Origin of the sequence: Psychrobacter sp. TB67, from assembly GCF_000511065.1 — a bacterium.
Taxonomy (GTDB): domain Bacteria; phylum Pseudomonadota; class Gammaproteobacteria; order Pseudomonadales; family Moraxellaceae; genus Psychrobacter; species Psychrobacter okhotskensis.
In genome coordinates this window covers 72,974-98,976 of the sequence record NZ_AYYA01000057.1, presented here as the reverse complement: position 1 = coordinate 98,976, position 26,003 = coordinate 72,974, and the positions used below count along the sequence as shown (strand labels likewise).

General features: G+C 43.6%; 22 protein-coding genes. 5 read left to right on the top strand and 17 right to left on the bottom strand.

What is annotated here, in order from left to right:
* Positions 1-26: 26 nt before the first annotated feature.
* The 8 genes from W293_RS0111690 to erpA form a co-directional block, all read right to left on the bottom strand.
* Positions 27-1,019: an IS110 family transposase gene (locus W293_RS0111690; RefSeq protein ID WP_025651576.1), complete on the bottom strand. Its 993-nt coding sequence runs from the start codon at positions 1,017-1,019 to the stop codon at positions 27-29.
* Between the two features lie 226 nt (positions 1,020-1,245).
* A complete protein-coding gene (locus tag W293_RS0111685; protein ID WP_025652624.1) occupies positions 1,246-1,500 on the bottom strand; it encodes a GlsB/YeaQ/YmgE family stress response membrane protein in 255 nt (84 codons plus the stop codon).
* Between the two features lie 328 nt (positions 1,501-1,828).
* Positions 1,829-3,328, bottom strand: a complete 1,500-nt coding sequence (gene mpl, locus W293_RS0111680) for a UDP-N-acetylmuramate:L-alanyl-gamma-D-glutamyl-meso-diaminopimelate ligase (RefSeq protein ID WP_025652623.1) — start codon at positions 3,326-3,328, stop codon at positions 1,829-1,831.
* Between the two features lie 332 nt (positions 3,329-3,660).
* Complete coding sequence (locus tag W293_RS0111675) at positions 3,661-4,290, bottom strand: copper resistance protein NlpE N-terminal domain-containing protein (protein WP_025652622.1); 630 nt, start codon at positions 4,288-4,290, stop codon at positions 3,661-3,663.
* A gap of 563 nt (positions 4,291-4,853) precedes the next feature.
* Positions 4,854-5,381: a disulfide bond formation protein B gene (locus tag W293_RS0111670; RefSeq protein ID WP_025652621.1), complete on the bottom strand. Its 528-nt coding sequence runs from the start codon at positions 5,379-5,381 to the stop codon at positions 4,854-4,856.
* A gap of 342 nt (positions 5,382-5,723) precedes the next feature.
* Positions 5,724-7,307 (bottom strand): glutamate--cysteine ligase, encoded by a 1,584-nt coding sequence (gene gshA / locus W293_RS0111665; protein ID WP_037025887.1) that lies wholly within the window; start codon positions 7,305-7,307, stop codon positions 5,724-5,726.
* 413 nt (positions 7,308-7,720) lie between these two features.
* Complete coding sequence (locus W293_RS0111655; protein ID WP_025652619.1) at positions 7,721-8,077, bottom strand: hypothetical protein; 357 nt, start codon at positions 8,075-8,077, stop codon at positions 7,721-7,723.
* Between the two features lie 304 nt (positions 8,078-8,381).
* Entirely contained in the window at positions 8,382-8,762 is a 381-nt protein-coding gene (gene erpA / locus W293_RS0111650) for an iron-sulfur cluster insertion protein ErpA (RefSeq protein ID WP_025652618.1), read from the bottom strand.
* A 418-nt stretch (positions 8,763-9,180) separates the two neighbouring features.
* Here erpA and W293_RS0111645 point away from each other — a divergent pair, with 418 nt between their 5' ends.
* Entirely contained in the window at positions 9,181-11,208 is a 2,028-nt protein-coding gene (locus W293_RS0111645) for an ABC-F family ATP-binding cassette domain-containing protein (RefSeq protein WP_025652617.1), read from the top strand.
* Positions 11,209-11,295: 87 nt separating this feature from the next.
* On the opposite strand, the gene W293_RS0111640 is transcribed toward W293_RS0111645, so the two are convergent.
* Positions 11,296-11,658, bottom strand: coding sequence for a septal ring lytic transglycosylase RlpA family protein (locus W293_RS0111640; RefSeq protein WP_025652616.1), 363 nt, complete (start codon positions 11,656-11,658; stop codon positions 11,296-11,298).
* Between the two features lie 873 nt (positions 11,659-12,531).
* Between W293_RS0111640 and W293_RS0111635 the strand changes: the two genes are divergently transcribed.
* On the top strand, positions 12,532-13,563 hold the full coding sequence (locus tag W293_RS0111635; RefSeq protein WP_025652615.1) for a DnaJ C-terminal domain-containing protein: 1,032 nt from the start codon (positions 12,532-12,534) through the stop codon (positions 13,561-13,563).
* 111 nt (positions 13,564-13,674) lie between these two features.
* Entirely contained in the window at positions 13,675-14,001 is a 327-nt protein-coding gene (locus tag W293_RS0111630) for a chaperone modulator CbpM (RefSeq protein WP_025652614.1), read from the top strand.
* A gap of 90 nt (positions 14,002-14,091) precedes the next feature.
* Here the strand turns inward: W293_RS0111630 and sstT are convergent, their stop codons facing one another.
* The 4 genes from sstT to W293_RS0111610 form a co-directional block, all read right to left on the bottom strand.
* Entirely contained in the window at positions 14,092-15,294 is a 1,203-nt protein-coding gene (gene sstT, locus W293_RS0111625) for a serine/threonine transporter SstT (RefSeq protein WP_025652613.1), read from the bottom strand.
* Positions 15,295-15,610: 316 nt separating this feature from the next.
* Positions 15,611-16,102, bottom strand: coding sequence for a DNA polymerase III subunit chi (locus tag W293_RS0111620; RefSeq protein WP_025652612.1), 492 nt, complete (start codon positions 16,100-16,102; stop codon positions 15,611-15,613).
* Positions 16,103-16,151: 49 nt separating this feature from the next.
* The gene (locus W293_RS0111615; RefSeq protein ID WP_025652611.1) at positions 16,152-17,801 is read right to left on the bottom strand and encodes a leucyl aminopeptidase; all 1,650 of its coding nucleotides are present in this window, start codon (positions 17,799-17,801) and stop codon (positions 16,152-16,154) included.
* 609 nt (positions 17,802-18,410) lie between these two features.
* Positions 18,411-19,016, bottom strand: a complete 606-nt coding sequence (locus tag W293_RS0111610) for a cysteine hydrolase family protein (protein WP_025652609.1) — start codon at positions 19,014-19,016, stop codon at positions 18,411-18,413.
* Between the two features lie 544 nt (positions 19,017-19,560).
* Here W293_RS0111610 and W293_RS0111605 point away from each other — a divergent pair.
* On the top strand, positions 19,561-20,841 hold the full coding sequence (locus W293_RS0111605) for an LPS export ABC transporter permease LptF (RefSeq protein ID WP_025652608.1): 1,281 nt from the start codon (positions 19,561-19,563) through the stop codon (positions 20,839-20,841).
* A complete protein-coding gene (lptG, locus tag W293_RS0111600; protein WP_025652607.1) occupies positions 20,841-22,088 on the top strand; it encodes an LPS export ABC transporter permease LptG in 1,248 nt (415 codons plus the stop codon). Before W293_RS0111605 ends, lptG begins: the two co-directional genes overlap by 1 nt.
* 120 nt (positions 22,089-22,208) lie before the next feature.
* Here the strand turns inward: lptG and W293_RS0111595 are convergent, their stop codons facing one another.
* The 4 genes from W293_RS0111595 to xerD all read right to left on the bottom strand — a co-directional run bounded on the left by W293_RS0111595 (position 22,209) and on the right by xerD (position 25,973).
* Positions 22,209-22,817 carry a class I SAM-dependent methyltransferase gene (locus W293_RS0111595; protein WP_025652606.1) on the bottom strand — a complete coding sequence of 203 codons (609 nt, stop codon included), beginning with the start codon at positions 22,815-22,817 and terminating at the stop codon, positions 22,209-22,211.
* 437 nt (positions 22,818-23,254) lie between these two features.
* A complete protein-coding gene (locus tag W293_RS0111590; protein ID WP_025652604.1) occupies positions 23,255-23,932 on the bottom strand; it encodes a cupin domain-containing protein in 678 nt (225 codons plus the stop codon).
* 310 nt (positions 23,933-24,242) lie between these two features.
* Positions 24,243-24,980 carry a hypothetical protein gene (locus W293_RS0111585; protein WP_025652603.1) on the bottom strand — a complete coding sequence of 246 codons (738 nt, stop codon included), beginning with the start codon at positions 24,978-24,980 and terminating at the stop codon, positions 24,243-24,245.
* A gap of 54 nt (positions 24,981-25,034) precedes the next feature.
* On the bottom strand, positions 25,035-25,973 hold the full coding sequence (xerD, locus tag W293_RS0111580) for a site-specific tyrosine recombinase XerD (RefSeq protein ID WP_037025884.1): 939 nt from the start codon (positions 25,971-25,973) through the stop codon (positions 25,035-25,037).
* Positions 25,974-26,003: the final 30 nt, after the last annotated feature.

The following is a 26,003-nucleotide window of genomic DNA, read 5'->3' as shown; positions in this document are numbered from 1 at the left end:
AGAGATACCATCTTAAAAAAGCCAAATCAAGTGCTAATTAGCTCAACTCTTGCTTGGTAAGGTTGCTGATGTTTAACCACGCCGAAACAAATATGCACAAGCTTACGCATCGCCGCACAGACAGCCTGCATTTTGCACTTACCGTTAGCAAGCAGTCGCTCATACTGCGCCTTAATGTCGGGATTATGCTTAATGGCGACTAGCGCCGGCATATACAATTTAGCTCTTACGGCACTTGAGCCATTCTTTGCTAAGCGAGACTTGCCCTTAAATAGCCCTGATTCACTATGCTTGGGAACTAGACCTAAAAAGGCTGCCATTTGCGACGCTTGACTAAACTGCTTATTATGCATCAGCGACATCATCTGCTTTGAGACAACAGGGCCGACGCCTTTAATAGTTTGTAGCAGATATTGGTCTTGCTTTAAATTGGGATGACCATCGATATGGTCATCAATATCACCATTGAGCTTAACAATGGCGGCTTGCAAAGAGACTATCATCTGCTCAATAGACGCTTTAACGATAGGAGCGGTGTCTGTGGCCTCCGTTTTTTCCAATCGATTCAGCTCACGTTGTAAGTCTTCTTGTAGCGCGTCTAAGCGCGACAGTAAAGACTTGAGGTGACGCGCCTCTGCTGGCGGCGGTGTCCACAATTTAGGCTTAGCACTATAGGTGTAGCGGGCTAATAACATACTATCTTTCTTATCCGTCTTGTTGCGACTTCCTAAACTAGCAGCATAGCTTTTGACGTAAGCAGGATTGATGATGCTAACGTTAAGCTTTTTATCAAATAGGTAGTAGGCGATGTTCTCGTGATAGACGCCTGTAGCTTCAAGGGTTATGTGGATGTTGTTTAAGTCATCAGTAATGTTAGCAATTAGCCAGTTGATAAGAGCAGCATAGTCACTGTGATCATTTTTAAAGACTTTAGTTTTGAATTTTAGTTTGTCAGTGTCTTTGAGCCATGCAATATCTAGCTTATTTTTACTAACGTCTATGCCTATATAATGTGTCATCTTATTGTCTTCCCTTGTTTATGCAGTGTCACTCATGGCATCTGATAAGATGTCGAGGCACTTGGATACCATTCAGAATATTAAGATGATAGGATGAGCATTGGGCATAATCTCTTACACAGTGTCTAGGCACTAAGGTTATACTCATACTCTCAATGCTCATGAATAACTGCTTTATTTTATCAACTTTCATCGATAGTATTAAGCGATTATTCAAGATACAAGGTTATACACCACGTTTGCTCATGATCATCTCATAGATGAAGAGCAAGATAATGGCACCGATTACTGAGAATATTAGACCAGTAAAGCCACCATCAGCATTTATGCCGATAACGCTAGCAATGACACCGCCCAATAAAGCACCAACGATACCCAAGACAATGGTCATAATCCAACCCATAGGGTCGCTACCTGGCTTAATTGCTCGTGCTAATAGACCAGCGACCAAACCTACGATAATCATCCAAATAAAGCCCATTTCATTCTCCTAATTTATTGTAATTTAAATGTATTATTAATTATTAATGGTTTTGATAAATACATTGTAAGGACTCTATAGGAATAAGAGTAAGCACAAAATGTTACCAGTGTACGGGCTATGTGAGAAAAAACCTCAAATTGCTATCGCACAGGTGCAATAGGTAAACGAAAGGTTAAAAAGGTAGCAATGTCGCTAATATTTGAATATTCAACAGACCCTAGTCTGAGTTGATTATAATTTATAAAAGATGAGCATAAAAATAGCGCCGTTTATGATTAATAAGCGACGCTATCATTCTGACAGTAGTTTTGATTGGTCGGTTGAACTATTGCTCGCGCAAGGCCGTTAATAGGCGCTGATGAATATTCTCAAAGCCGCCATTAGACATAATGACAATCGCATCACCAGCTTTTGCATGGCTAGTGATATGTTCAATAATAGCATCGACGCTAGAGAGTACCTGTTGGTTGTCGATATTAGGATTGGCAGTATTGGCATTGTCGATGACGTCTTTTAGACCCCATTCGAGACCAGTAGGCTCATACCAAAGTGTATAGTCGGCAAGGGCGGCAGACTCAGCCAAACTGTCTTGATGAATGCCCATTTTCATGGTGTTACTACGTGGCTCAATGATTGCCCAAATGCGTCTATCAGCCAGTTTCTTTTTGGCACCATCCAACGTGGTGGTGATGGCAGTCGGATGGTGGGCAAAGTCATCAAACACTAAAATATTATTTACATCACCGATGAGTTCCATACGACGCTTGATACCAGCAAATGCTGATAACGCTGCGCAAGCGGTTTTGACATCGACGCCAACATTATAGGCAGCGGCGACAGCAACCAGTGCATTATTGACGTTGTGAATACCGCTCATCGACCAATCGATGAGCGCTGTGGCTTCTTTATCAGCTACGAAACTAACCTTGAATTGACCGCCGTCTTTGCTAATAAGTTCGGCTTGCCAGTCGCTACTGTTTTTTAGAGTCGTATTATTGTCGCCGTCATTAGCATTAGCATTAGCCTCTGTTGAGTCAATCACTGCCGTGCGCCAAATAGGCGTCCAAACGCCTTTTGCCAAGGTATCTTCTAAGCTAATAGTTGCTGCCGGCATGATAATTTTACCCGTGCTCGGAATCATGCGTACCATGTGATGGAACTGGGTCTGGATAGCATCGAGATCTGCAAAAATATCAGCATGATCAAATTCAAGGTTGTTTAAAATAGCGGTACGCGGGCGATAATGAACGAATTTTGAACGCTTATCAAAAAATGCCGAATCATACTCATCAGCTTCAATCACGAAATAGCCAGTTTTTTCTGCTGCATCATTGGTTTTTTCAGCACCCAAATAGCTGCTATGTGCAAAAACTTGCTGCAAATGCTCGTCAGTGGTATCGACTAGCGGCACACCACCAATCAAAAACCCCGCATCAATACCTGCATAATGCAGTATCCAGGCAAGCATGGTCGTCGTCGTGGTTTTACCATGAGTACCGGCAACGGCGATGACGTGACGCGACTGCAACACTTTTTCAGACAAAAATTGTGGCCCTGAAGTATAGCGTAGACCTGTGTCTAGCATATATTCGATGACATCCATCCCGCGCTTCATGGCGTTACCAACGACGACTAAATCTGGCGCTGGCTGCAAGTGCTCTATCAGATAGCCTTGCTCAATCGTCACGCCCGCATCTTCAAGTTGGGTAGACATCGGTGGATAGACATTGGCATCTGAGCCCGTGACCGTATGTCCAAGCTCGCGTGCCAATAAGGCCAATGAGCCCATAAAAGTACCACAAATACCAAGAATATGAATATGCATAGACGTTCCGTACGAGCTTGAATAAGAAAATGAAATTGTAGAGTTATCCGAAAAGGTAGCAACATCAAAGCGCTGCGTATTTTAGGACGTACCCAACCTATTGGTCACGAGTGCTGGCTATATCAGAGCATTGATAAATGGTTACGGCGCAAACCTCGCTTGCTATACTAAACGACCTATTTGCGCTCGGTTGTTCTATAGCCAGCAGGCACTTATTGTAAAGTAAACACTGTTGGATGACCAATAAAAAACGCCCAATAGATAGGCGTTATGCGACTGCTTATTTGGCATCATTAGATTGAGTGTATTCAATCTTTTATACTGCTGCACTTTTATCTGCGTGACAAGGTATAGTCGCCGTTGGGATTTTTGTACTCATCCATCATCACCAGATGGTTGTCTTGGATATGATAGGTTTCGATATGCTTACTTTCATAAACAATCGTAATTGTATCATTGTCTTGACGATAAATACCCGACTCGAGCAATGGCTGGCGCGGCGGCTCAGCACTATTATAGAGGCTGGTTTTTAACACTGAACCATCGGCGAATAAGTTCAGAGTAATATCGATATTGTCGCAAGATGCGCAAGGAACCATACCACCATAATCGCCCATTAACGTAGCCTGTAATGCACTATTATCATGTGGCTCTGAGATCATGGGTGAGTGACGTGTATGCGTGTCATCATCGGGTTGGGCGGCGTTAATGAGCGATTGACCTGTATCTGCATTGGCCGATATATCAGTATCCGTTTGCTGATTGTCTTGCGCAGCATCTTGCAGAGCAGCGTTTTCCGTATTATCGACGGGGGCAACTTTAGTGCTTATGCCTTTATTGGTCGTCGACGAAGAGCTGTCGCAACCAATAAGCAGTAAGCAGATAGGCACGGCTAATAAGGGTCGACGAGCGCGTCTTATGATATTAGAACTGGTAGAAAAAATAGACGTAAGATATATCATGGCATACCAAAAACAGTTTTTAAATAGATTCTAGAAACGTTACGAGTATTGTCAATTATGACCGAGCCAGCGCGATCGCCGAAGCTCAATGGCTGTTATCAGAGATAAAAGCGGACGAGCTTACTGAGTCCGTATTAGGCGTCTGACGGCATTGTTTTATCGGTTGGTATCGATTAATAATAAGGCTGAGCTATAGATATTGAACATTGTGCTTGTTCATTAATGGCTAGTAGCTAATGGCTGGTAGCTAATGGTTGATAGTTAACGAATGTATAATTAAAACACATCATTATACCAGTTAAGTATACAAGCTGTCTCACCATATCAAAGCTCAAAGATATCTATGTGGACTTTTTGTTATAATCAACTCGATGGGAGAACAGATAGGGTAGCACTTATAACGACACTTATAATAAATAATAGCGATTCAATAACAGCAATAAATACAGCGCATAAAAAAGAAAGCGCATAAAAAAATGGCAAATCCCTTTGTGTTAGAGATTTGCCATTGTATAAAAGTATAAAGCGTTATCTTGCTTGGTAGTTAGCCGCGCCGATTGCTGTTAAGCACGACGAATAGGGGTAGCAGGGCGTACGATGCGCCATAATATTATTACATGCACTATCAATAGAATGCTAAAAAGAATCAGTGATTGCTCAGGAATACTCAAGCCCATAAATCGCCAAGCAATCTCAGCACACTCACCAGAACCAGCAAACACTTCATTCAAGACTTGCTTCATTGGTAAGGTGTCGAGCCAATAGTCTAATCCCGGACCACAAGAAGGGACTTGGTCAGCGGGCAAGTGTTGTAACCAGACATGACGCGCAGCAACCGCAGTAGCCCAGCCGATACCTGCTAAGCTACCAAGCCATAATATAAGTCTTACCACTTTAGATTTCGGATTAAACAGTGCTGCTATTAAGGCAAAGCCACCCATAACCATCAGGCCGATACGCTGAAAAACACAAAGTGGGCAAGGTGATAGACCCAGATGGCGCTGTAAATAAAACAGCGCAAAGCTCATTCCTATCACTGCCATTAATACCAAAAAGACTTGCAAGTTACGGTAGGTGGTTAGCTTTAGCATTGGTCAAATACTCTTATAAAATAATCAATAAAACACTAGGGCGTGTTGAACATTCACAAATAGGCACTGCTGATTGCTAAAATGGTTTCATACAAGGCGCAAGTCGACGATAATGTTAATACCTTAGCTAGACTTGCAACGCAGTATGGGGCGATTTTAGCATCAGCCCGTAGGGACAGGACTGTTTTTTGCCGCTTCTGTGTTAAAAATAGACGTTTAGAAAGACTAAACTTAAGATTTTTAACGTTGAATCGCCTAAAAAATAGTCTCTGTCAGTGCCATGGTCGAATGTTCAACACGCCCTATAAACAATAAAATACCATGAACAATAGAAAACGTTAATTAGCGATACTGTTGTAAGAAGTCCATAAAGTCTTCGGTCTCGGCGGCTTCAATTTCTGCTTGCTGAAGTATTGATTTTTCAGCCAATACTTCATATTTGGCTTGGTTATTGGGGCTAAGAGTTTGTTGCAAGAGAGAATCGCGATGCTGCTGCGCTAAGGTAAAGCCCAGCTGCCATAAACTGCCTAGACGTTTGCTATCAGAGTTTACTTGCGCCGATATGGTCGATTCAGAATGTCCCGCTTTGCCTTGCATCAATGCTACCGCCGCACGGTAGTCATTACCACCATAGTGCGCATCGAGTAGGGCGGCTAGAGGTTGCATACGATCTAGGTGTATCAACATCCAGCTTTCTAGTGATTGCTCCGCACCATTATTAATGATGTGCAAATTGTCACGGCGACCTTCATTGACCACGCGCTCAAGATTGATGGCCAGCGCTTCTTCTTCCTCAGGCATCAATTCAGGCGAATCATTTAGCAAGCAATAAAGCGCCATCACTTCTAAAAAACAAGCGCTCGATAGACGGATACCGATATCGCTATAAGGATCGAGATCAATAGCGCGGAACTCAACGTAAGCGATGCCGCGACGCTCCAGCGCTTCGGTAGGCGTCTCGCCACTCATCGCAATTTGTTTGGGGCGGATAGGGCTATAGTATTCATTTTCTATTTGTAGAATATGGTTATTGATCTGGATAGGATGACCCTCAGCATCATCCAAACCAAGCTTTTCAAAGCTCTCGTGCGGCGTTTGAATCGCGCGGCGTAGGCCAGCGACATACTCTGGTAGATAGTTATAGCGAATATCCAGCTGCTCTTGCACACTATTGGTATAGCCAAGCTTGCCCATACGTAGGCTGGTCGCTGCAGGCTTGTAATAAGTTGAATCGTTGAGCAGCTCTAAATCGTGCTCACGTCCTGCTATAAAACAAGGACAGACACTGGGACTGGCGCCTAGCAAATACAGTACCAGACTGGTCAGACGCTTAAAGTTGCGAATCAGACCTAGGTACTTCTCATTCTTAAATTCTGTCAACGTTTGGCTTTGCGCAGCTGGTACTTTTGCTTGCCACGCTTCGAATAGGTTGTCACCGAAAGATAAGTTGTAATGCAAACCAGCAATCGTCTGCATGCGGCGACCATAACGAATACCCAGACCACTACGATATAACGTTTTTAGCTTACCCGTGTTAGAGCTACCATAATCCGCCAAAGGGATGTCTTCGTCTTTGGATGACAGCATGCATGGCATCGATAGTGGCCACATGAGCTCACCTTCAGGCATACCTTGGTACACTAAAAGATGGAGCTGACGCAGCATATTTAGCGTCTCTTTGGGGCTGGTTTTTGGGTCAGTGATGAGCTCAAGCAAGCTCTCAGAATAATCAGTTGTAATAAAGGGATGCGTGAGCTTGGAGCCAAGTTTGATTGGGTGCGGCGTTTGCGCCAAATAGCCATCGGGCTTGACGCGCAGACCTTCTTTTTCGATACCGCGCAGCATACCCGCTAAGTGCTGGGTATCAAACCAATTAGGGATTTCAAAACTAACAAAGCTAGGCGCAAAATTACTCATAATAGTCATCTATTGTTATTTGTTATGGCGGCTCAAAACACGACAGGTGTATGACCATAAAAGAGGTAGGTATTTAGATTAATAATGACGTCAGTTTAGCTCAAAGCCACCCTGAAAACCACGGACAATTACAAATACAATAAGCTTTGCTTAAAGTCGGTCGATGACTATTTGGCTAATAAACTTGGCGTATTTACGTCGGTATTACACGTTTTATAGTTACTCATGAATACTTTAGGTCAGTAAGTGATTGTTGTCTATATCATTGATAATAAAAAATTTATTGCCAAAAACAAGGGATTGGCTAAACTAAAAAAAGCACCTACCAAGTGGGTAGATGCTTTAGAACGCTACGAGTAATCAAGCTCAGTGCGGGTATTGTCACGAGCAAATGATTGAGTTATAACGGGCTCATTACTGACTTAAGTAAAATCTAATTCAGTTTCAAAGCTTTTTAGGTTATGACGTGCCATCGCTAGGTTTGACTTTTGACGATCAAGCACAAGATATAAGAACAAGTTGTCGTTGCGTACTAATGGACGTAGCAAGTGATACTGCTTGCTTAGGGTAATCAGGATATCTTCGATGCTCTCATTCAGACCTAGTGCTGCGGCAACCTTACGTTTAGAGCGCAATACTTCCGTGTTACCAGCAGCGGCAAGCTCAAGATCGATGCCAGAACCAAGCGTGGCCATTGCAAGACCAGATTCGCTGTCTACTAGCGCGGCTGCAATAAAGCCGTCGATGTCATTTAGTGCGTCAAGTGTTAACTTAGCCATTGTCATGTACCTTAATTGTTTGGGATATAAAGAGAGTTTCTCAAAAATGTCATCAATTAATAGCTTCGATTAATCAGCTTACATTCGAATTGATTAATATAGCTACTCAAACTGTGGTGATATTTAAGCATATCCTTATAATAAAACAATAAAAAACCGACCAAATAGGCTTTTAGTCGGATTATCGGCGCGCAATATAATATTAAGTATACAACCGTACACTTAATTTATCACAATAGTTTCCTATTTATTTGGCATTGATTAATAATAGTTATCAATCAAAAGCCTAAATCCACTATTTAACTTAGATGGAAAATGACGAGCCGCAACCACAAGTAGTCGTAGCGTTCGGGTTGGTGACGATAAAGCGCGCGCCTTCTAGTCCTTCGGTATAATCAACGGTAGAGCCTTGCAGATACTGATAGCTTAAAGAGTCTACCACTAGAGTGACGTCGCCATTGTCAAAGTTGGCATCGTCCTCATTTAGGTCATTGGCAAAGTTAAAGCCGTAAGAAAAACCTGAGCAGCCGCCGCCAGTCACATAGACGCGCAGCATAAGATCGCTGTCACCTTCTTCTTCGCGCAAGCGCCGCACTTTTTGTGCTGCACTGTCGGTTAGGCTTAATACGGTAGGATCTACCGGCTGGCTTGAGCTTGGGTTAAATTGGTTGGCTGATTCGTTCATATCTACCTCAGTTGCTAGGATCAAATGCTGTCGTCGTCCTGTTTGGGTTTGCAACTTATATGGTTGCAAATAAAGATACGCGCGGCGTTTGATTCAATTGGGTGCTGTCGTTATAGCAATGTCGTTTGGTTATTATAAGGTTGGTAGTTGCGCCATCACAACCCTTTAGTTGTCTGCGGGCATTACGCTTTTGGCAGTATATCATAATGGGGGTCACGATTAGTTTGTCAAGAGGGATCATCGTCCATACGGGTTTTAAGACTGGCTTTTTTAGCACAATAACTGCTTGGTTTTGAAATAGTTATTTAATCGTTTGCCTATGGGGCAAGCGTTTGAAATAATAGCCGCCAGTTAACATGCAAGATGTGTGTTTTTTATTGCCTTATATTTTATATTACTGTTGAGATGAAGAAATTATATGATCGAATTTAAAGACGTTGGTGTTCGCCGTGATGGTCGTGAGTTGTTTGCAGGGGCAAGCTTCCAGCTACATCCGGGCCACAAAGTTGGCTTAACGGGCAATAACGGCACTGGTAAATCGACCTTGTTTGCCTTATTACTGACGCGAATGGGCACAGGCGATACCGAGGTTACCCTTGATAGGGGCGAAGTGAGCATTCCTGATAGCTGGCATGTGGCGCATATGGCGCAGGAAGTGGGTGCGAGTGCGCAAACGGCGATTGATTATGTATTAAGTGGTGACGAGCAGTGGTATGAGATTAACGCGGCTTTAAATGATTTGAGCAGTGTCAGTGATGAGCAGATTGGGGTGTTGCATCAGCAGTTTGATGAGATCGATGGCTATCGTACACCGACTAAAGCCGCGCAAATCATGGCGGGTCTTGGTTTTAATACCAATCAGCATGAGCTGCCCGTAGAAGGGTTTTCGGGTGGTTGGCGTATGCGTTTAAACCTCGCCAAAACCTTGATGAGCCGTGCTGACTTAATGCTACTCGATGAGCCAACCAACCATTTGGACTTGGATGCCATTCTGTGGCTTGAGACTTGGATTAATGCCTTTACCGGTCTGGTCATCGTGATCTCACATGACCAAACCTTCTTAGACAATACTGTCGGTCATATCTTGCACGTTGAGCAGCAAAAAATCACCCTTTATACGGGTAACTATCAGCAGTTTATCCGTACCCGTCATGAGCGTATGGCGCAGCAGCAGCAAGCGTTTGAAAAGCAAGAAGCGACTAAGGCACATTTGGATGACTTTATTCGTCGCTTCCGTGCCAAGGCCAGTAAGGCCAAACAAGCACAGAGCCGTATCAAGCAGCTTGAGCGCATGGCAGAGCTATCACCAATGATGGCAGACAACCCGTTTTCGTTCCGCTTTTATGAGCCAGCGAATATGAGCTCGCCATTGATTGAGCTAACCGATGCCGATATTGGTTATAGCGATACGCCCCTACTTTATAATGCCAATGTGCAAGTAACCCCTGATACTCGTATCGGGCTGCTTGGGATGAATGGCGCGGGTAAATCGACGTTGGTTAAAGCCTTGGTCGGTGAGCTTAGTGTATTAAAAGGCAGTTACAAGGTTTCAGATACGCTCAAACTTGGCTACTTTAATCAGCATCAAATGGATATCCTTGATCCTAAGGCAACCCCAATCGAGATGTTACGTCGCCTAGCAGGTAAAACGTCTGATGCGATGCTGCGCTCGTTTTTAGGTAGCTTTGATTTCCGTGGCGACCGTATCGATACCATCAGTGAGCTATTCTCTGGTGGCGAGCGTGCGCGCTTAACGCTAGCTTTGATCGTTTGGCAACGTCCGAATGTCCTTGTACTCGATGAGCCAACCAACCATTTAGACTTACAAATGCGCCAAGCATTGACCATCGCCTTGCAAGGGTTTGAAGGGGCAGTGGTACTGGTCTCGCATGATCGCGAGTTGATTGCCAACGTCTGTGATGAGCTGTTTTTGGTTCATGACGGTATAATCGAAGAATTCGACGGCGACATCAGCGACTATGGTAAGTGGCTGGCAGAAAAGCGCAAGCAAGAGAACTCGACAGACAAAAGTAGCAGTAAGAAAAAGAATAAAAAAGCGAATAAGAAGTTTGTTTCACGTGAAACAGTAGAGGGAGCATCTAATAATTCTTCCTCTACTAACAAAGCACCAGCAAAAAGCGAAGCCACTCAGCCAACGCTTAGTAAAGATGCGCTGCGCAAAATGGCCGCTGAACAACGTAAATTGACCGCGCCGATTCGTCGTGATATTGAAAATATCGAAAAGGCATTGGCTAACATTGATGAGCAGCTAGTGGCTCTAGAAGAAAAGCTGGCCAATACAGATCTGTATGAAGACAGTCGTAAGTCGGATTTACTGATTTTGCTCAATGAGCAAACGGCGTTACAGCAGCAGCACAGCGACAATGAAGAGAAACTATTGCTGTCTATGACGACGCTAGAGGAAATGGAAGCTGGTTTTGAATAAATAGGTTTCATGATGGGTGAAGTGGTTATTCACTGATAATAACAAGCATAAAAAAAGGGAGAGCGTTAGCTCTCCCTTTTTATTACATTATTGCAGACGGTATTTACCATCACCATAAGAGAGTATTTTCATTGTGGTCGTACAAAGCTCGCAGTTTATTTGACTAGCAGCAGCTTTAGATAAATCAAGAATGCGTCCTCGAATGAAAGGCCCTCTATCCGTAATTTTTACGATCACGCTCTGCTTGGTCTTTTTATTGGTCACTTGTACCTTCGTACCGAATGGCAAGGTTTTATGCGCAGCGGTCAAAGAGTTCATGTTAAAGATACTGCCACTGGCTGTACGCTTACCGTGAAACTTACTACCGTAATAGCTGGTATTACCAGCGAACACTGTGGTACTTAACAGTAGTGATAAAGTGATAACTAAAGACTTGATGAAATAAGACATTTAATACCTTTAAGCGATTTATAAAATAGACAGGTAGGCTTGCCTATATCGTCCATACTCCCTATGAGCATGAACACTATATCCATTTTAACGTACATAGCTTGTCATATCCTTACTGCTCTGTAAAAGAACGCTAGAGGTCAAATATTTCCATAGTAATAATCAACTAATGACCAGTAAAAATGTAGAATAAAGCATTGATTTAAAAGAAAAATTAATTGCCCTCAGACGAGGTTAGGAGCAGTTTAAACAAGGTTCTTGTAAGGCTCAGCCCTTATAATAAGACGCTTGCAGTATTATTTTTAATCAGTATGTTAGAGTAACTCAACGCTATCATATTTGAGATAAGAAACTAGGTACAAACTAATGTAAAAAAAACTTGCTATATTATTACTGTTTTGTAAGGTGTAAGAAGTCGGGTATCATCAAAAGCATCTAGCAATAATATTTTCATCGTTTTGATTAAACGGTTTTTGAATTTTGTAATACCAAGTGTTTACCAGTGCAATGCTTTGAAAAAACATATTCTGCCGTCTAAAAGTAAGTAGACAGATAAAGCCTCACTGGTAGTGAGCCATAAAAGCATGTAAACCAAATTGACATTACGCCAACAGTTGTCAAAGAAAAATGATGCCAGAATCATAGTGATAAACGCTAATACAGTGACACACATCAATATAGTGACACATGCGAATAATGAGGGATTAGGTCATTCAGATAACCCAACGTCGAGCCTCGCTTGTCATCATTACTGTATTACTAATACTCCCTTATTAATGGCAGCAGCAAGCGAAAAAATGAAATATTGACTCATTATCCCCATATTATGTATTAACTGAATAATTAGAAATATATACGATAAGGAAAAACAATATGGCAGAAAAAAACTATTACGACATTTTAGGGGTCAAAAAAGACGCCTCAGACGCTGATATCAAGAAAAAATACCGTAAGCTCGTTCGTCAATTTCATCCAGATGTCAGTGACGATCCGGACGCGGATAACAAGATTGCTGAAATCAATAACGCTTACGAAACCATTCGAGATAAAGACAAGCGTGCTGAATATGACGCGATGCTAAACAACCCGTTTGCTGGTCAAGCTGGCACTGGCGGTTTTGGTGGCTTCGGCGGTCAATCAGCAGGCGCTGGGCAGGGTGGCTTTCGCTGGGAAGATATCAAAGACCAGTTTGGTGATGGCGCAGCCTACGGCGATGGTGGCTTTCGCTTCGATGATATATTCTCGGCATTTGGTCGTGGCGCACGTGGCTCAACCAATGGGCAGGCAGGTAGCCGCTCTCAAAGTGCTGGCTTCGATCAATTTGGTGGTGGTTTTGGCGCACAAGATAGCAAGGGTCAAGACCAACATGCAGAGATTACCGTTGATTTGTCTTCGGTATATAGCGGTGATGACTATAGTATTAAGCTAAACGTCCCTGTGCGTCAGCCCAACGGCAGCGTCGATTATGACAATAAAACCCTAAAAATTAAAATCCCCAAAGGTATCACTGATGGCAAGCAAATTCGCTTAACAGGACAAGGTGCTGCTGGCGGTGGTAGTGGTAAAAATGGCGATTTATTCTTAAAAGTTAAGATTCGCCATGCAGCCAATATCCGTATCGAAGGCGCGAATGTTTATCAGACGGTAAATATAGCCCCGTGGGAAGCGGCATTGGGAGAGAAGATAAACGTCAGCACGCCAGCAGGTACGCTTGGTGTGACGATTCCTAAAAACAGTAAATCTGGTAGCAACTTACGCTTAAAAGGTAAGGGTATCCCTGCTAAGCAAGCGGGTGATTTATACTTAACCTTAAACATCGTCAACCCTGAGATTAGCAGCGAGGCTGCAACCCAAGCTTACGAGCAGTTAAAGCAAGCCTTTGCTGATACCGCTATTGAGCGTTAAATAGAATGTTAAATAGAGTGTTAATAACAATGGCTCATTACTGCAATAAGCAACAACGAACAGAGATGAATACGATAACGATGAAATAAAGAGCATACGAGGATAATAATTATGAAAAACTCGCCTGAATTTACCGACATTATCATGAGCTTAGATGAGCTGGTATCCGCCTGTGGTCAAGAGCGCCAATGGGTCATCGAACTGATTGAAGAAAACATCATTGAATATGATGTGCCAGAGCATCAGCAATTTACCGGTTATCAGCTGACGACTGTGCGCCGTGCTTCGCGTCTAAGTCGCGACTTTGAAGCCAGCGTACCAGCGATTGGCTTGATACTGGAGCTATTAGACGAGGTGGAACAACTACGTCAACTAAAACGTCAGATAGATCTACAGACGCCAGTCATTGAAGTGGATATTGAACACTTGAAGCAGTAGTAAACAGCAGACAATAAAAAGGGCCTCACTGATTAAATGAGGCCCTTTTCTGTTTGTGGTTCTTAATTTATCAATCTGAATATCTATCAATTAACGCGAATATTTAGGATCAGCTGCTGCGGTAAATAGTACGTCAGTCGATGAGTTCAGTGCTGTTTCTGCAGAGTCTTGAATAACACCGATGATAAAGCCAATTGCCACCACTTGCATGGCGATTTCGTTTGGAATACTAAACAAGCTCGCCGCCAATGGAATCAGTAACAATGAACCACCAGCGACACCAGACGCACCGCAAGCACTAATGGTTGCCACCAGACTGAGTAGCAGCGCTGAAGCGAACGTCACTTCGATACCCAAGGTATGAGCTGCAGCCAGCGTTAAGACGTTAATCGTAATCGCCGCGCCTGCCATATTAATGGTCGCGCCCAGTGGAATCGTTACTGAATAAGTGTCTTCATGCAGACCCAGTTTATGTGCAAGGTTCATATTGACGGGAATATTGGCCGCCGAACTACGGGTAAAGAAGGCGGTAATACCAGATTCGCGCAGGCAAGTGAATACCAGTGGGTAAGGGTTTTTGCCCGTCTTAATCAGCACGATAATGGGGTTGGCGACCAAGGCGATAAATAGCATACAACCGACCAGTACCATTAAGATACGCGCATAACCCGCTAATGCACCAAAGCCTGTCTCCGCGACGGTATTGGCAACTAGACCTAAGATACCAAAGGGCGCTAGAGCAATGACCCATTTCACAACTTGCGAGATAGCATCCGCAAAATCACCGACGACAGTACGAGCCGTATCACTGGCTTGACGCAGCGCAAAGCCAATGATGATTGCCCACGCTAATATACCGATATAGTTGGCTTCAGCGATGGCGTTGATAGGGTTGGCAACCAAATTCATCAGCAAATTGGTCAACACCTCTTTGAGGTTCGCCGGTGGTACTTGCTCGATAGTAGCATTTACTAACGTCAGCTCGGTCGGGAATAAGAAGCTTGCGCCCACCGCAGTGAGGGCGGCCAAAAAAGTGCCGAACATATACATAATGAGCACGGGCTTGACGAAGACTTCATTGCCACTACGATGCTGACTAATCGCTGCGATGACCAAAATAAATACCAGTATCGGCGCCACCGCTTTTAGTGCACCCACAAATAGCGTACCCAATAAGCCTAGTGCTATACCGGTATCTGGTGCCAACCAACCAATTAATACCCCTAATATTAAACCAATAATAATGAGCGGCACCAGCCCTATACGCTGGTACATCGCAATCAATGAACGCATCTATACAACCTCGAGTTAGTCGATATGGTCGAAGCATTTGTAAATGGTTACGGCGTTACCCTCGCTTCCTGTACCTAAGTGTACGATTTGCGCTCGGTTGCCTTGTAGCCACTTAAAACAGTTTCGACGATAAATAAGACATTTATAATGAAAACGGAAAACTAATCGAAGGATGGTAGCATTTTTTAAGATAAGCGCCTACCTTTAACCCATACCTGTCTAAGCAGATAGGAGGGTATATAGAGCTAAGAGCATAGCGTTGTATGAGGAAGATGGAAGCATTTTTATCATGAAAAAATAGAAGAGATATTAAAGGTTAGACTTTAAAATGAGTCAGCTCATAGCCTAATTGTTGATAGTGCTTATATTTGTCACGACCTTGTTGCACACTCGTCGCGTCAGGTTTAATCAGCTCAAGAATACGGGTCGGTTGAGCATTACTGGTCGCTTGCATAAAGGTATTCACAGGCTGTGCCGTTGTATTAATGACGATACCATTGAAATCTGCTGGCATATAGCTGCCAAGCAGAACAGGCGCTAACTGTTCATTGGTAGCAACCTCAGTGTTATCGCTTTTAGCATTAGCACTTTCATCACTTTTAGCGAACAGGCGTTGATGCGGTATAAAACTCGTCGCCTCTTGTGCCCATAGTGCTTCATCAAGCGAGGATGATAATTCATCGTCTTTTTCAATAAGAATTAGCAACGACTGATTGCTTTTATTGAGCGCCGTTTGGGTCAACTGACAAATAAAGCCCAAGAAATCTTGGGCTTTACTGTCGCTTAATACATAAAAGCTAACTTTCATAAACTGATTTTCATAAAGTAGTTTTCATAAGTTGGTTTTCGTCAACGGATTAGACCATATTCGCGCTGTTTTTTAAGTATTGCATAAATAGCGGTACAGGGCGACCAGTGGCTGCTTTATCTTTACCCGAGTTCCATGCCGTGCCAGCGATGTCTAGATGCGCCCATGCTTGACCTTCTTCGACGAAGCGCGACAAGAAGCATGCAGCAGTCACTGCACCTGCACCTTTACCACCGATGTTTTGCATATCAGCGATAGGCGAGTCGATTAATGACTGATATTCATCATCCAACGGCATATGCCAAATGAGATCACCAGATAGGTTACTGGCATTTTCTAAATCAAACAAGACATCTTCATCATTACTGAATACAGCTGAGCGTACATGACCTAAAGCAACGACACAAGCACCCGTCAATGTGGCCACATCGATAATGGCTTTTGGCTGATAGCGTTGCACATAGCATAAAGTATCTGCCAGTACTAATCGACCTTCCGCATCGGTATTTAAAATTTCAACCGATTTGCCGTTCATGGCTTTTACGATATCACCTGGGCGCGTTGCATCACCTGATGGCATGTTTTCCGCACAGGCGAGCGCACCCACAACGTTAATCGGTAGACGCGCTTCACATAGCGCCTTAATCGTACCGAGTACCGACGCTGAACCACCCATATCAAATTTCATCTCATCCATCGCCGCACCGGGCTTGATTGAGATACCACCTGAGTCAAAGGTTACGCCTTTACCGACCAATACGATAGGTGCGTCATCATTGGCAGCTTGCATGTCATCGTTGTTTTTAGCGGCTTTTTTGTTAGCCGCTTTGGTTGGTAGTTTATCCGCCAAAGCTTTGAGACCGCCCGTTACTTTTGCGCTGCTAAGGGTAGATTTACCAGTGTTGGCACTGAATTTTGACTTGCCATAGTATTCCATGATGACCAGCTTACCTTCTTTAGCAGAGCCTTGTGCCACAGCTAAGAAGCAACCCATGCCTAGCGCTGACATTTCTTCTTCACCCAATACCGTAACTTTTAATAAGTCAGGATAGGTTTTTGCCAACGCTTCTGCTTGCTCTGCCATATAGGCAGGGAAGCAGATATTGCCGGGTTCGTTAGCCACGTCGCGAGTCAAACTTTGACCGGCAAAAACTGACTGAGCAAAGTCCAATGCTGGCTGTAGTGATTCATCAGCCACTAAATAGATATCGGTTAATTCTGGTATGTTTTTCTCAGATTTATATTTATCAAAACGATAAGTCGCTGCCAACAAGTTAAGCGCGAATTGACCAAACTGGTTTTCTTCCAGCGCGTCACCTAAGGCAACAGTAATAGAGGCTACCCGTTTTTGTGTGCTGCTATAGATGGTTTTGGTGATTTTTTGCAGGATGGTATTGTTGAGTTTATCAACGTTACCGACACCGACCAACAATAGCTGGACAGGGTTTTGCTTGGTGGTTTTTTTATCACCCGCTAAGGCATAGTCGATAACCGTTTCACCAACTTTACCGTTGAAGTGAGAGACTTCAATCAATTGCTCAATACGAGCGCTATAGTCTGCCAACACTGATTCAGCAAGGATGTTCTTTTTATCATCCACTAAGACTACCAAACAGGCTTCGTCTTTGCTTTTGGCTTCTTTTTTTAGAATTTTTTGAGTATGAGTTTTTGGTAGGTGCTGAGATAATTTAATATTCATATAGTTATCCTTATTAGAGTTATAAATTTAGAAGTATAGTCAATCCTCTATAAATCAGCTACGGCGTTAGGCTCGCTCAGTCTACTATTTGTAGTACTTTCACTCGCCTTCCTTGTATCTAAATTATAGTGAACCGACTATACAAATAAGTGATGAAGATAATATCGGCATTTTGCTACTTTCATAGCACATCGCTATTTTTAAAATAAAATTGTCAATGATGACTTTTCGTCATTGATCTTATATTGACCTTATGCAAAAAACTGGTCAATCAAAATAACGAACGTCAGTTAGGGTGTTGTTGTCCGCGATGAAACGGATTAGCCCATTGATTATTATTGTAGTGTAGCATATCAGCTAATTGCTGCGCAGTTGGCAAGGGTTAGGTAATGTTTTCTTATTTTTTTGCTGCACTATCTTACTAGGGCATATAGAATATTCGACTACGCCGTCATCAATAATTGACACTGAATCGGATGTAGGCAATCGTCATGCTATTGCTAGTATGACGATTAGACAGGGTAAAAAAGCAATGTAAATAGTGCTCTCACTATACTGTAACTTAGCGGTTTGCTACTTATCTGATCTATTGGTCAGTCATTAATAGAATTAATGGTTAACCAAATCGTCAGTCGTTACCAAGGCTGCAAATCTATCTTGCAGCGCTGCCATAGCCGTATCATGCATCACTTCCGCGCTAATTGTCTCTCTTTTATAATCAGGCAGCGCGCGCGTGGCACAAGCATCATGACAAACAAAATTATCAAAGCCTAGATCAAATGCCGCTCTGACGCTAGAGCTGACACACATATGGCTCATAAAGCCCGCAAAAATCACCTGCTGCTTACCGCTAGCAGAGATAAGCGCCTGTAGCTGAGTATCATAAAAGGCATTAGGATGCTTTTTGGTAATAATTTTTTCACCGTCTAGCGGTTTTAGACCGTCAACGATCTCGACGTTGGTGGATAACGGGTCAAAGACCTTGCCATTGTCTTCGCCGTGGTGAGCGATATGAAAAATAGGGATGTCTTGCTTACGAGCTTTATCAAGCAAGCGCTGCGCATTTGCCAGCGCCCTGCTGCCCGCCTGACCTAACGGCATAGCGCCATCAATATATTCGTTCTGATAATCAATAAAGACAACTGCGCAATTTGACCAATCAAGGGTATCAAATTGACCGCCAGCCAGCTCAAGTAGGGTAGAGGGAGTAGACATTATATTTATGCTCCAATGGGTGTGATACATGTATGAGTTTTGACAATCAATCAGTCTAGCAATTAATCTTGCTCATATTGGCGACTTGATACGAATGACAAACAAACCTTTCCAAAAATAAAAATACCGTTTAATTAAACTGACGTAAGCCCGCGTCCAGAGAAGTCTTGGTCTTTTGTGTTTATTGACTGCTGGATACGGCTCATTGGCTATTGGCAACGTCTACCAATGTTTATCAATATCTATTAGTGATGAACCACGTGTCGCCAGTAAGGGTTGGGTGATTTTTTAGCACACATTTCACAGCCATTTTTTATCAAAATATGCTAGCATTAGCGGTTATCTTTATCGCTTATATTGATAGGTTCTGACTTATAAGTGGTACCGTTACGTTTATATTTATTTAAGTGTTGGTTTGCTTATATATTGGGGTAGCCTTACGTTGGTAGCGCCTCCTATTACGCTTGCCTCTGTTACCCAGCACGCGATACATCGTCCGCATATTCATTATTAAAGAGTACCTATTGTGATATTACGCCGCTACATGACCCAACAAGTTGCCTCAACCACCGCTTTGGTATTGGGGTTTTTGGTGGTGATGATGCTTGGCGGTCGCCTGATACGTTACTTTGGTATTGCGGCTGAAGGTAATCTGGACGTCAGCTTATTATTTACCATTATTGGTTATAACTTACCGTACTTTTTAGAGCTGATCTTACCGTTGGCATTTTTTATCGCCTTAATGCTAGTGTTTGGGCGTTTATATGTCGATCAAGAAATGGCAGTTATCAATGCCAGTGGTGTCTCGCGTGGTAAGCTGGCTCGGCTGATGACGCCATTAATATTGGCCTTATTCGTTGGTGAGGCAGCATTGTCAGTGGTCGGTAAGCCGTGGGGTGTGCGCTCATCTGAGGCGGTGTGGCAGCAGCAGGCCTTTACCAGCGCCTTTGATTTGATTCGCCCCAATGAGTTTATCAGTAGTGGCAATTATCATCTGTATGTCGGCAGTCTTAGCGACGATAAAAAACAGCTGCAAGATGTGATACTCATTCAGTCTGAGCCAGAAGCAAAAGGCAGCAGCAAAAAAGCCGCCGCGATGGATGTTGATAATAAGATTGATCCTGCCACCGCAGAACAACTAGACATTCCAGATGTGCCGCAAGCGCTGATAAGCAAAAGCAATAAAAATATCACTAAAGACACCATTACTTTGGCCAAAAGAGCCGAACAAGTGCAGACGGGCGACAAGGGTGTGACCCAATTGGATTTATTCCAAGGTCGGCGTTACGAAGTCGGCGCGGGCAGTCTCAAGTATAACCAAGTCGGCTTTGATCGCTACCGCATTACCTTGACGGAATCGGCACAAGAAGTCATCACCGAAGACAATATCGAAACCCAAGCAATTGGCCCCTTATGGCAAGCGGCAAGCGGCAGTGCTCAACTCGGTGGTGAGAGTGCGCTGCGTGCAGCACAAAGTGAGCTTGGCTACCGTTTTGCTCTGCCGTGGCTGATGATTATCGCTCCAATGCTCGCCGTCCCACTGGCGCAAGTACGTCCGCGTCAAGGACGTTGGCTGCGTTTGTTTCCTGCCATCTTGTTATTCGTCAGCTGTGCTTTAGGTATTATCTCGCTAAAGAGTGCAGTGAGCAAAGGCACGGTTAGCGTCTGGGCTTATACTTGGCTCATCCTAGGATTTATGGCACTGGCGCTCTATATGAACTGGGGCAGTCGGGTGCAGCATCGTCTGCGCTTTCGCCTAAAAAACCATGCACCAGTCGCGCTGATTGACTCTCAAAGTAATGGCTCACAAGGAGGGCAGTCCTAATGAGCGCTTTATTCTCTAAATTATCATCGTCTAATTCATCAAAGCCGAATTCGCCAAATACTAAACTGAAACTTGCGTCAAAACCGACTAACTTAAAAGTACTCAGCCGTTACGTAAAATTGAATGCCTTGTTGGCCATTATCGGCGCAGTCATCGGTTTGTGGGCGCTACAAATTATTTTTTCTTACTTGTCAGAGCTGGATTCGTTAGACGAGAGCTATACGATGGGCGAGGCGATTAAGTATATCTTTTATCGCTCGCCTTACTTTTTAGAAGAGTTTATACCGACTGGCGCTCTACTCGGTGCGGTCGTTGGACTAGGGTTGCTGGCGAATAAAAGTGAGCTGGTCGTCATGCGTGCCGCTGGGGTCAGCGTCTATCGTATCGTTGGCTGGGTATTGCAGCCCGCTTTGATTTTTGTGTTACTCGCTTTGCTCATCAACCAGTTTGTCTTGCCGCATTCCAACCAATTGGCGCAAGAAATTAACGATGAAGACAACAGCTCATTGATTACCTCGGTACGTGGTTATTGGACGGTGCAGCCACGCTTTGAGAGTTCGGGGACTGGTAATACAAAGCCAGATGGCAGTGATATTCTGTATATTGATTATGCTGATGTAGAAGGGAATATTGGCACCGTTAAGCGTTGGCATTTGGACAATAATGGCAACTTACAAACGGCTGTCCATGCTGAGGGCGGACAATATACGGGCCGAGAGCCGATAAGTACGAATACCGCCAGCGACAAGCCCAGCGAGCAATATCGCTATGAGTGGCAGCTCAACAACATGACCAAGCTCAGTATCAATCAAGGCTTTGAGAGTAGCCAAGCCACCTCGCCGTCGGATACCTTAAGCCTGCCTTTCGCTCCCGAATCGGTCTATTTGTTGACCCGTGATGCCGAAGATTTATCGCTGACTCAGCTTTACGATCACCGCCAGTTTATGCGCCAACAAGGCCAACGTTCTTTGAATCATGAGCTGGCATTTTGGCAAAAGCTGCTGTCACCGCTGTCGATATTGTCGCTGGTGATTGTCGCTTGTTCATTCGTCTTTGGCTCGCTACGCACCCATAGCTTGGGCTTGCGTATCGTCGTGGCATTATTATTTGGTTTGCTGTTTAGTTACCTTCAGGATTTGGTTGGCTTTATCTCACTAGCCACTGGGTTTTCGCCATTAGTGATGGTGATATTACCAATTATCGCCAGTGCGGCATTAGGTGGGTATTTACTTAAGCGGCAAATGTAATCCTACAAATGTAATTTTAAAAATATAACGTCAAAAATACAGTTCTAAGAATTTAGCCATAAAAAATCCCGCTAACACATCATCATGCTAGCGGGATTTTTGTTTGTTTTACTCTGGCAGTTAATCTTTGGTCGCCATGGTAATCGTATAGGTCTTACCTTGCTTGACCTTGTCGCTATTGCCAAATACTTCGGTAAACGAACGCTTCACGAATTGACGCAAACCATTGATTGTCACCACATAAAAACGTCCACCTTGACGCATGCGTGCATAGGCATCGAGGAAATATAGATAATGCTGCTCTTTACCTACCTTCGCTGGTAAGTTCGACATCACCAAGCTAAAGTCTTTGTCCTTTGCCACATGGTTAAAGCCGTTCGATAAATGCACATCGACATTTTTTAGACCATTCTTCTCACAATTAAGGCGGGCATATTCTACTGCCATAAAGTCTTTATCAATCAAGGTATGCAGACCATTCGGGCATTCACGCGCCGCCGTCATACCAAGCACGCCATAGCCACAGCCCAAATCGATCGAATCATCATCCGCTTGAAAATCCACATAATCAAGCAGCATCAAGCTGCCATCATCGAGCTTTTGCGGTGAAAAAATACCCCACGTCGTCGCAAAATCAAACGGCTTGCCCAGCACATCTTGGCGAAAGTTAATATCTTCGCGCCAGTGTCGAGCATTTTTCAATAATTCAGCAGAGGGTTTATGACTCATAGGATTCTCGGATATTGGATAAATAAAATGGAGGTGCGCTGCTCAATCAGACAACTTGCCAATCATGACGCGCTTTATTGAGGCTATTGTAACGACAAAAGGGCAGGTTTGCAGCTATCGATTGATAGAATTATATCGTGGGAAGTCGTTATTGCAAAAGTTGTGATGGGAGCTGATCGCGCCTTCTGCTTGTATCTGTACCTCCGAGCGGGGCGGTCACTATTGGCTGATGGTATTCCTGCTCAGCGATACTACCCTCAGCCAAGTGACGCAGCCCGCTCAGATGCACAGGATACCGCGACAGTCACGGCTAAAAAACCTAGTTTGATTCAGGTTTAGATTGTTGTTGAGATAACAAGTTATTATAGGTAGGCTGTGCCATGCGCACCTTAATCAAGATAATATCAAACATCGGTGCGCGAGGCGCACCCTACGGCTCATTGAGCATCAATCCCAATGATTTGTGATAAATGTCCAGTTTTTAGATACACCGTGGCGCCATTTGCTCCTGCTGTTATTTGCGATGTCGCATCGACGGGCAGACGTATCCAACCACCGCTCTGATAGGTTTGTCCAGCGTCTATCAGCGTACCCTCTAGCACCAATATCTCAGCACCTCCTGCGATGGCATCTGCAAACAATACCTCACCTACATTGATACGTTGCAAGCTCACTTCTTCTCTTATATCTGAGTATAAATGACAAATCTCACGACCGCCTTGTGCTTGCCAGTTAGCTGCATCGTTGGTATTGATAGCGACATGCTCAGTCTCGTCGACTGTCATCTGCCAAAGTTTAACAAAAATAATAGCACCTTCATGACTATAAGGCTGGTGCCCTGAGGTCGGTGGGTTGCGTAAATACCAACCAGCAGGATAATGGTTGTTATCAGCTGAAAAAGTGCCTGATAGTACCAAAATCTCCTCGCCACCTGGGTGCAGGTGATGCGGAAAATTTGACTCAGGGGCATAGCGTACGATACTGGTCGCACGCGCTTTTTCAGCACCAACGCGGTCAAGCATCACGCGCTCGACGCCGTTTTGTGGTGACTGAACCCATTGATAGTGTTCAGCTGCTAAGGCAGCACGGCAGGAGAAATCTGCATTGATGAGCATAATGTAACTTCTCATTAATTATGATATTGCTTGGAATTATCCTCTGATTTTTCAAAATAGACAAACCAGATAAACCTATTATCAACGTAAGTATTTATCATTAAAAAGCTTATTGTGTCTAGCGCTGTTGCTCTTGCGTCGGGATACCGCTACCGAATTTGCGAAAATGCGAATTCCCTTGAGCTCGGACGAAGCAGTACTTCGTTATTTCCTCGCTCAGGTTAAACCGCACCGCAAGTCAAAGCGTTGTATGATTACGAAATTTGAAGAGGATTAGGGTGTGCCTATCGAGCCACAGATAAGATAATACTTAATTAAAACTTTTATTACTAATATGGCAAATATAGCAACGTATGCCATCTGACATCATTTCTAGACTATAATTCACAGTTCTGAACATTGGAGGTTGTAGTTCAACAGGCACGATAATAAAGGTAGAATCGTAATCAGCTATAGCCTCCATATTAACGTTGAGAGGTAGAAGGATGTTTAAAACATGTAAAGCTGCAAATGCTTCAAGTAAATTTCCTAAATTAGCTTGGTTAAATTTTTCGTATCTTTGATGCTTTACACCGTTATATTCGCGCCACCAACTGCTCAATCTTTCACGATTTTTCATAGATTGAACATCTTCATCCATTTTTACTTCCCCTGTTTTCTTACTTTTTTCTTCTATTTCTATTTCATGATTATAAAACATATTTTCAAAAGGCTTAAACAGCAGACTTTCACCAGTGATATTTAAAGTAACAGCAGTATTTCTCACCTCGGGAAAGTGGTCAAATAACATATCCATATTTCTACTAATACTAGAGCTTTTAGACTTACCTTTATTAATAAATTTATATATTTGCTCAAAGACGCTCTCTGTTTCAACACAGATAGCGAAATACAACTGCATGTTTTTAAGTGAGTAAGTATGAAAATTCGATTGAGTTATAGCAACGTAATCACTTATTTCTATGAGAGACTTTTCTAAGGATAAATAGTGTAGCCAAAATGGATTCAAATGATTGAGTTTCGTACTACCGCTTACTTTTTCCTTCATGTTTTATTCCATATAAAATTAATAACTATTAAAAATAATTTTTTATTTGAAACTTTAACCTCTCGGATGATGCTCCGCATGCAGCTTCTGCAATCTCGCCGTCGCCACATGGGTATAAATCTGCGTGGTAGATAAGTCACTATGCCCAAGCAACAACTGTACGCTACGCAAGTCCGCACCATGATTTAGCAAATGCGTGGCGAAAGCGTGGCGTAGGGTATGCGGCGATAGCTCTTTATCTATACTGGCAATTTTGGCGTACTTCTTTAATAAATACCAAAAGTTCTGCCGCGTCATATAGCCGCCTTGTGCGGTCAAAAACACCGCTTGGCAATTCCCCGATTTCAGGTGAGCAATCAAATCACCACGAGCATGCGTTAGATAATCTTCCAGCGCATCCGCTGCATATTCACCTAATGGAACCAATCGGGTTTTATTACCTTTACCGGTGATTTGTAGCCAGCCTGAATTTAGATTCACTTGTTCCAGTGACAGATTAATCAACTCACTGACCCGTAGACCGCAGGCATAGAGCACTTCTAGCATGGCTTTATCACGCAGTCCGAGCGCCGTGCTGGTATCAGGAGATGCTAGGAGATTATCAACATCGCCCTCGCTCAAATCCTTTGGTAATGGACGCCCAAGCTTTGGACTTTTAATACGCTCACAAGGGTTGTCTTCACGCAGGTTGCTAGCAATCATCCATAGATAAAACTGACGCAAGCTTGAGAGCATACGCGCTTGAGTACGTGGCGTTTTGCCGTCTTGGGTAAGCGTTGATAAGCAGTGCAGCACATCGTCGGGTTGCCAGCGTGTTAGAGCGATAGGATTGGTCAGCTCGCAAGAGCGCAGGTCGCGCACATAGGCATTACGCGTCCGCGTGGCTAGACCACGAGCCAGCATCGCTTGACGAAACTCGGTGATATAAGTAGGTTCATCATCAACGGCTAGCGCTTTAGGTTGGCGCTGTTGTACAGCACGGTCGCGGCTCATAATTTGATACTCAATGATTAATTATCAATT

Coding starts and splice junctions, on each gene's coding strand:
- W293_RS0111690 (WP_025651576.1), bottom strand. CDS start 1,019: ATGACACATTATATAGGCATAGACGTTAGTAAAAATAAGCTAGATATT.
- W293_RS0111685 (WP_025652624.1), bottom strand. CDS start 1,500: ATGGGCTTTATTTGGATGATTATCGTAGGTTTGGTCGCTGGTCTATTA.
- mpl (WP_025652623.1), bottom strand. CDS start 3,328: ATGCATATTCATATTCTTGGTATTTGTGGTACTTTTATGGGCTCATTG.
- W293_RS0111675 (WP_025652622.1), bottom strand. CDS start 4,290: ATGATATATCTTACGTCTATTTTTTCTACCAGTTCTAATATCATAAGA.
- W293_RS0111670 (WP_025652621.1), bottom strand. CDS start 5,381: ATGCTAAAGCTAACCACCTACCGTAACTTGCAAGTCTTTTTGGTATTA.
- gshA (WP_037025887.1), bottom strand. CDS start 7,307: ATGACTATTATGAGTAATTTTGCGCCTAGCTTTGTTAGTTTTGAAATC.
- W293_RS0111655 (WP_025652619.1), bottom strand. CDS start 8,077: ATGGCTAAGTTAACACTTGACGCACTAAATGACATCGACGGCTTTATT.
- erpA (WP_025652618.1), bottom strand. CDS start 8,762: ATGAACGAATCAGCCAACCAATTTAACCCAAGCTCAAGCCAGCCGGTA.
- W293_RS0111645 (WP_025652617.1), top strand. CDS start 9,181: ATGATCGAATTTAAAGACGTTGGTGTTCGCCGTGATGGTCGTGAGTTG.
- W293_RS0111640 (WP_025652616.1), bottom strand. CDS start 11,658: ATGTCTTATTTCATCAAGTCTTTAGTTATCACTTTATCACTACTGTTA.
- W293_RS0111635 (WP_025652615.1), top strand. CDS start 12,532: ATGGCAGAAAAAAACTATTACGACATTTTAGGGGTCAAAAAAGACGCC.
- W293_RS0111630 (WP_025652614.1), top strand. CDS start 13,675: ATGAAAAACTCGCCTGAATTTACCGACATTATCATGAGCTTAGATGAG.
- sstT (WP_025652613.1), bottom strand. CDS start 15,294: ATGCGTTCATTGATTGCGATGTACCAGCGTATAGGGCTGGTGCCGCTC.
- W293_RS0111620 (WP_025652612.1), bottom strand. CDS start 16,102: ATGAAAGTTAGCTTTTATGTATTAAGCGACAGTAAAGCCCAAGATTTC.
- W293_RS0111615 (WP_025652611.1), bottom strand. CDS start 17,801: ATGAATATTAAATTATCTCAGCACCTACCAAAAACTCATACTCAAAAA.
- W293_RS0111610 (WP_025652609.1), bottom strand. CDS start 19,016: ATGTCTACTCCCTCTACCCTACTTGAGCTGGCTGGCGGTCAATTTGAT.
- W293_RS0111605 (WP_025652608.1), top strand. CDS start 19,561: ATGACCCAACAAGTTGCCTCAACCACCGCTTTGGTATTGGGGTTTTTG.
- lptG (WP_025652607.1), top strand. CDS start 20,841: ATGAGCGCTTTATTCTCTAAATTATCATCGTCTAATTCATCAAAGCCG.
- W293_RS0111595 (WP_025652606.1), bottom strand. CDS start 22,817: ATGAGTCATAAACCCTCTGCTGAATTATTGAAAAATGCTCGACACTGG.
- W293_RS0111590 (WP_025652604.1), bottom strand. CDS start 23,932: ATGCTCATCAATGCAGATTTCTCCTGCCGTGCTGCCTTAGCAGCTGAA.
- W293_RS0111585 (WP_025652603.1), bottom strand. CDS start 24,980: ATGAAGGAAAAAGTAAGCGGTAGTACGAAACTCAATCATTTGAATCCA.
- xerD (WP_037025884.1), bottom strand. CDS start 25,973: ATGAGCCGCGACCGTGCTGTACAACAGCGCCAACCTAAAGCGCTAGCC.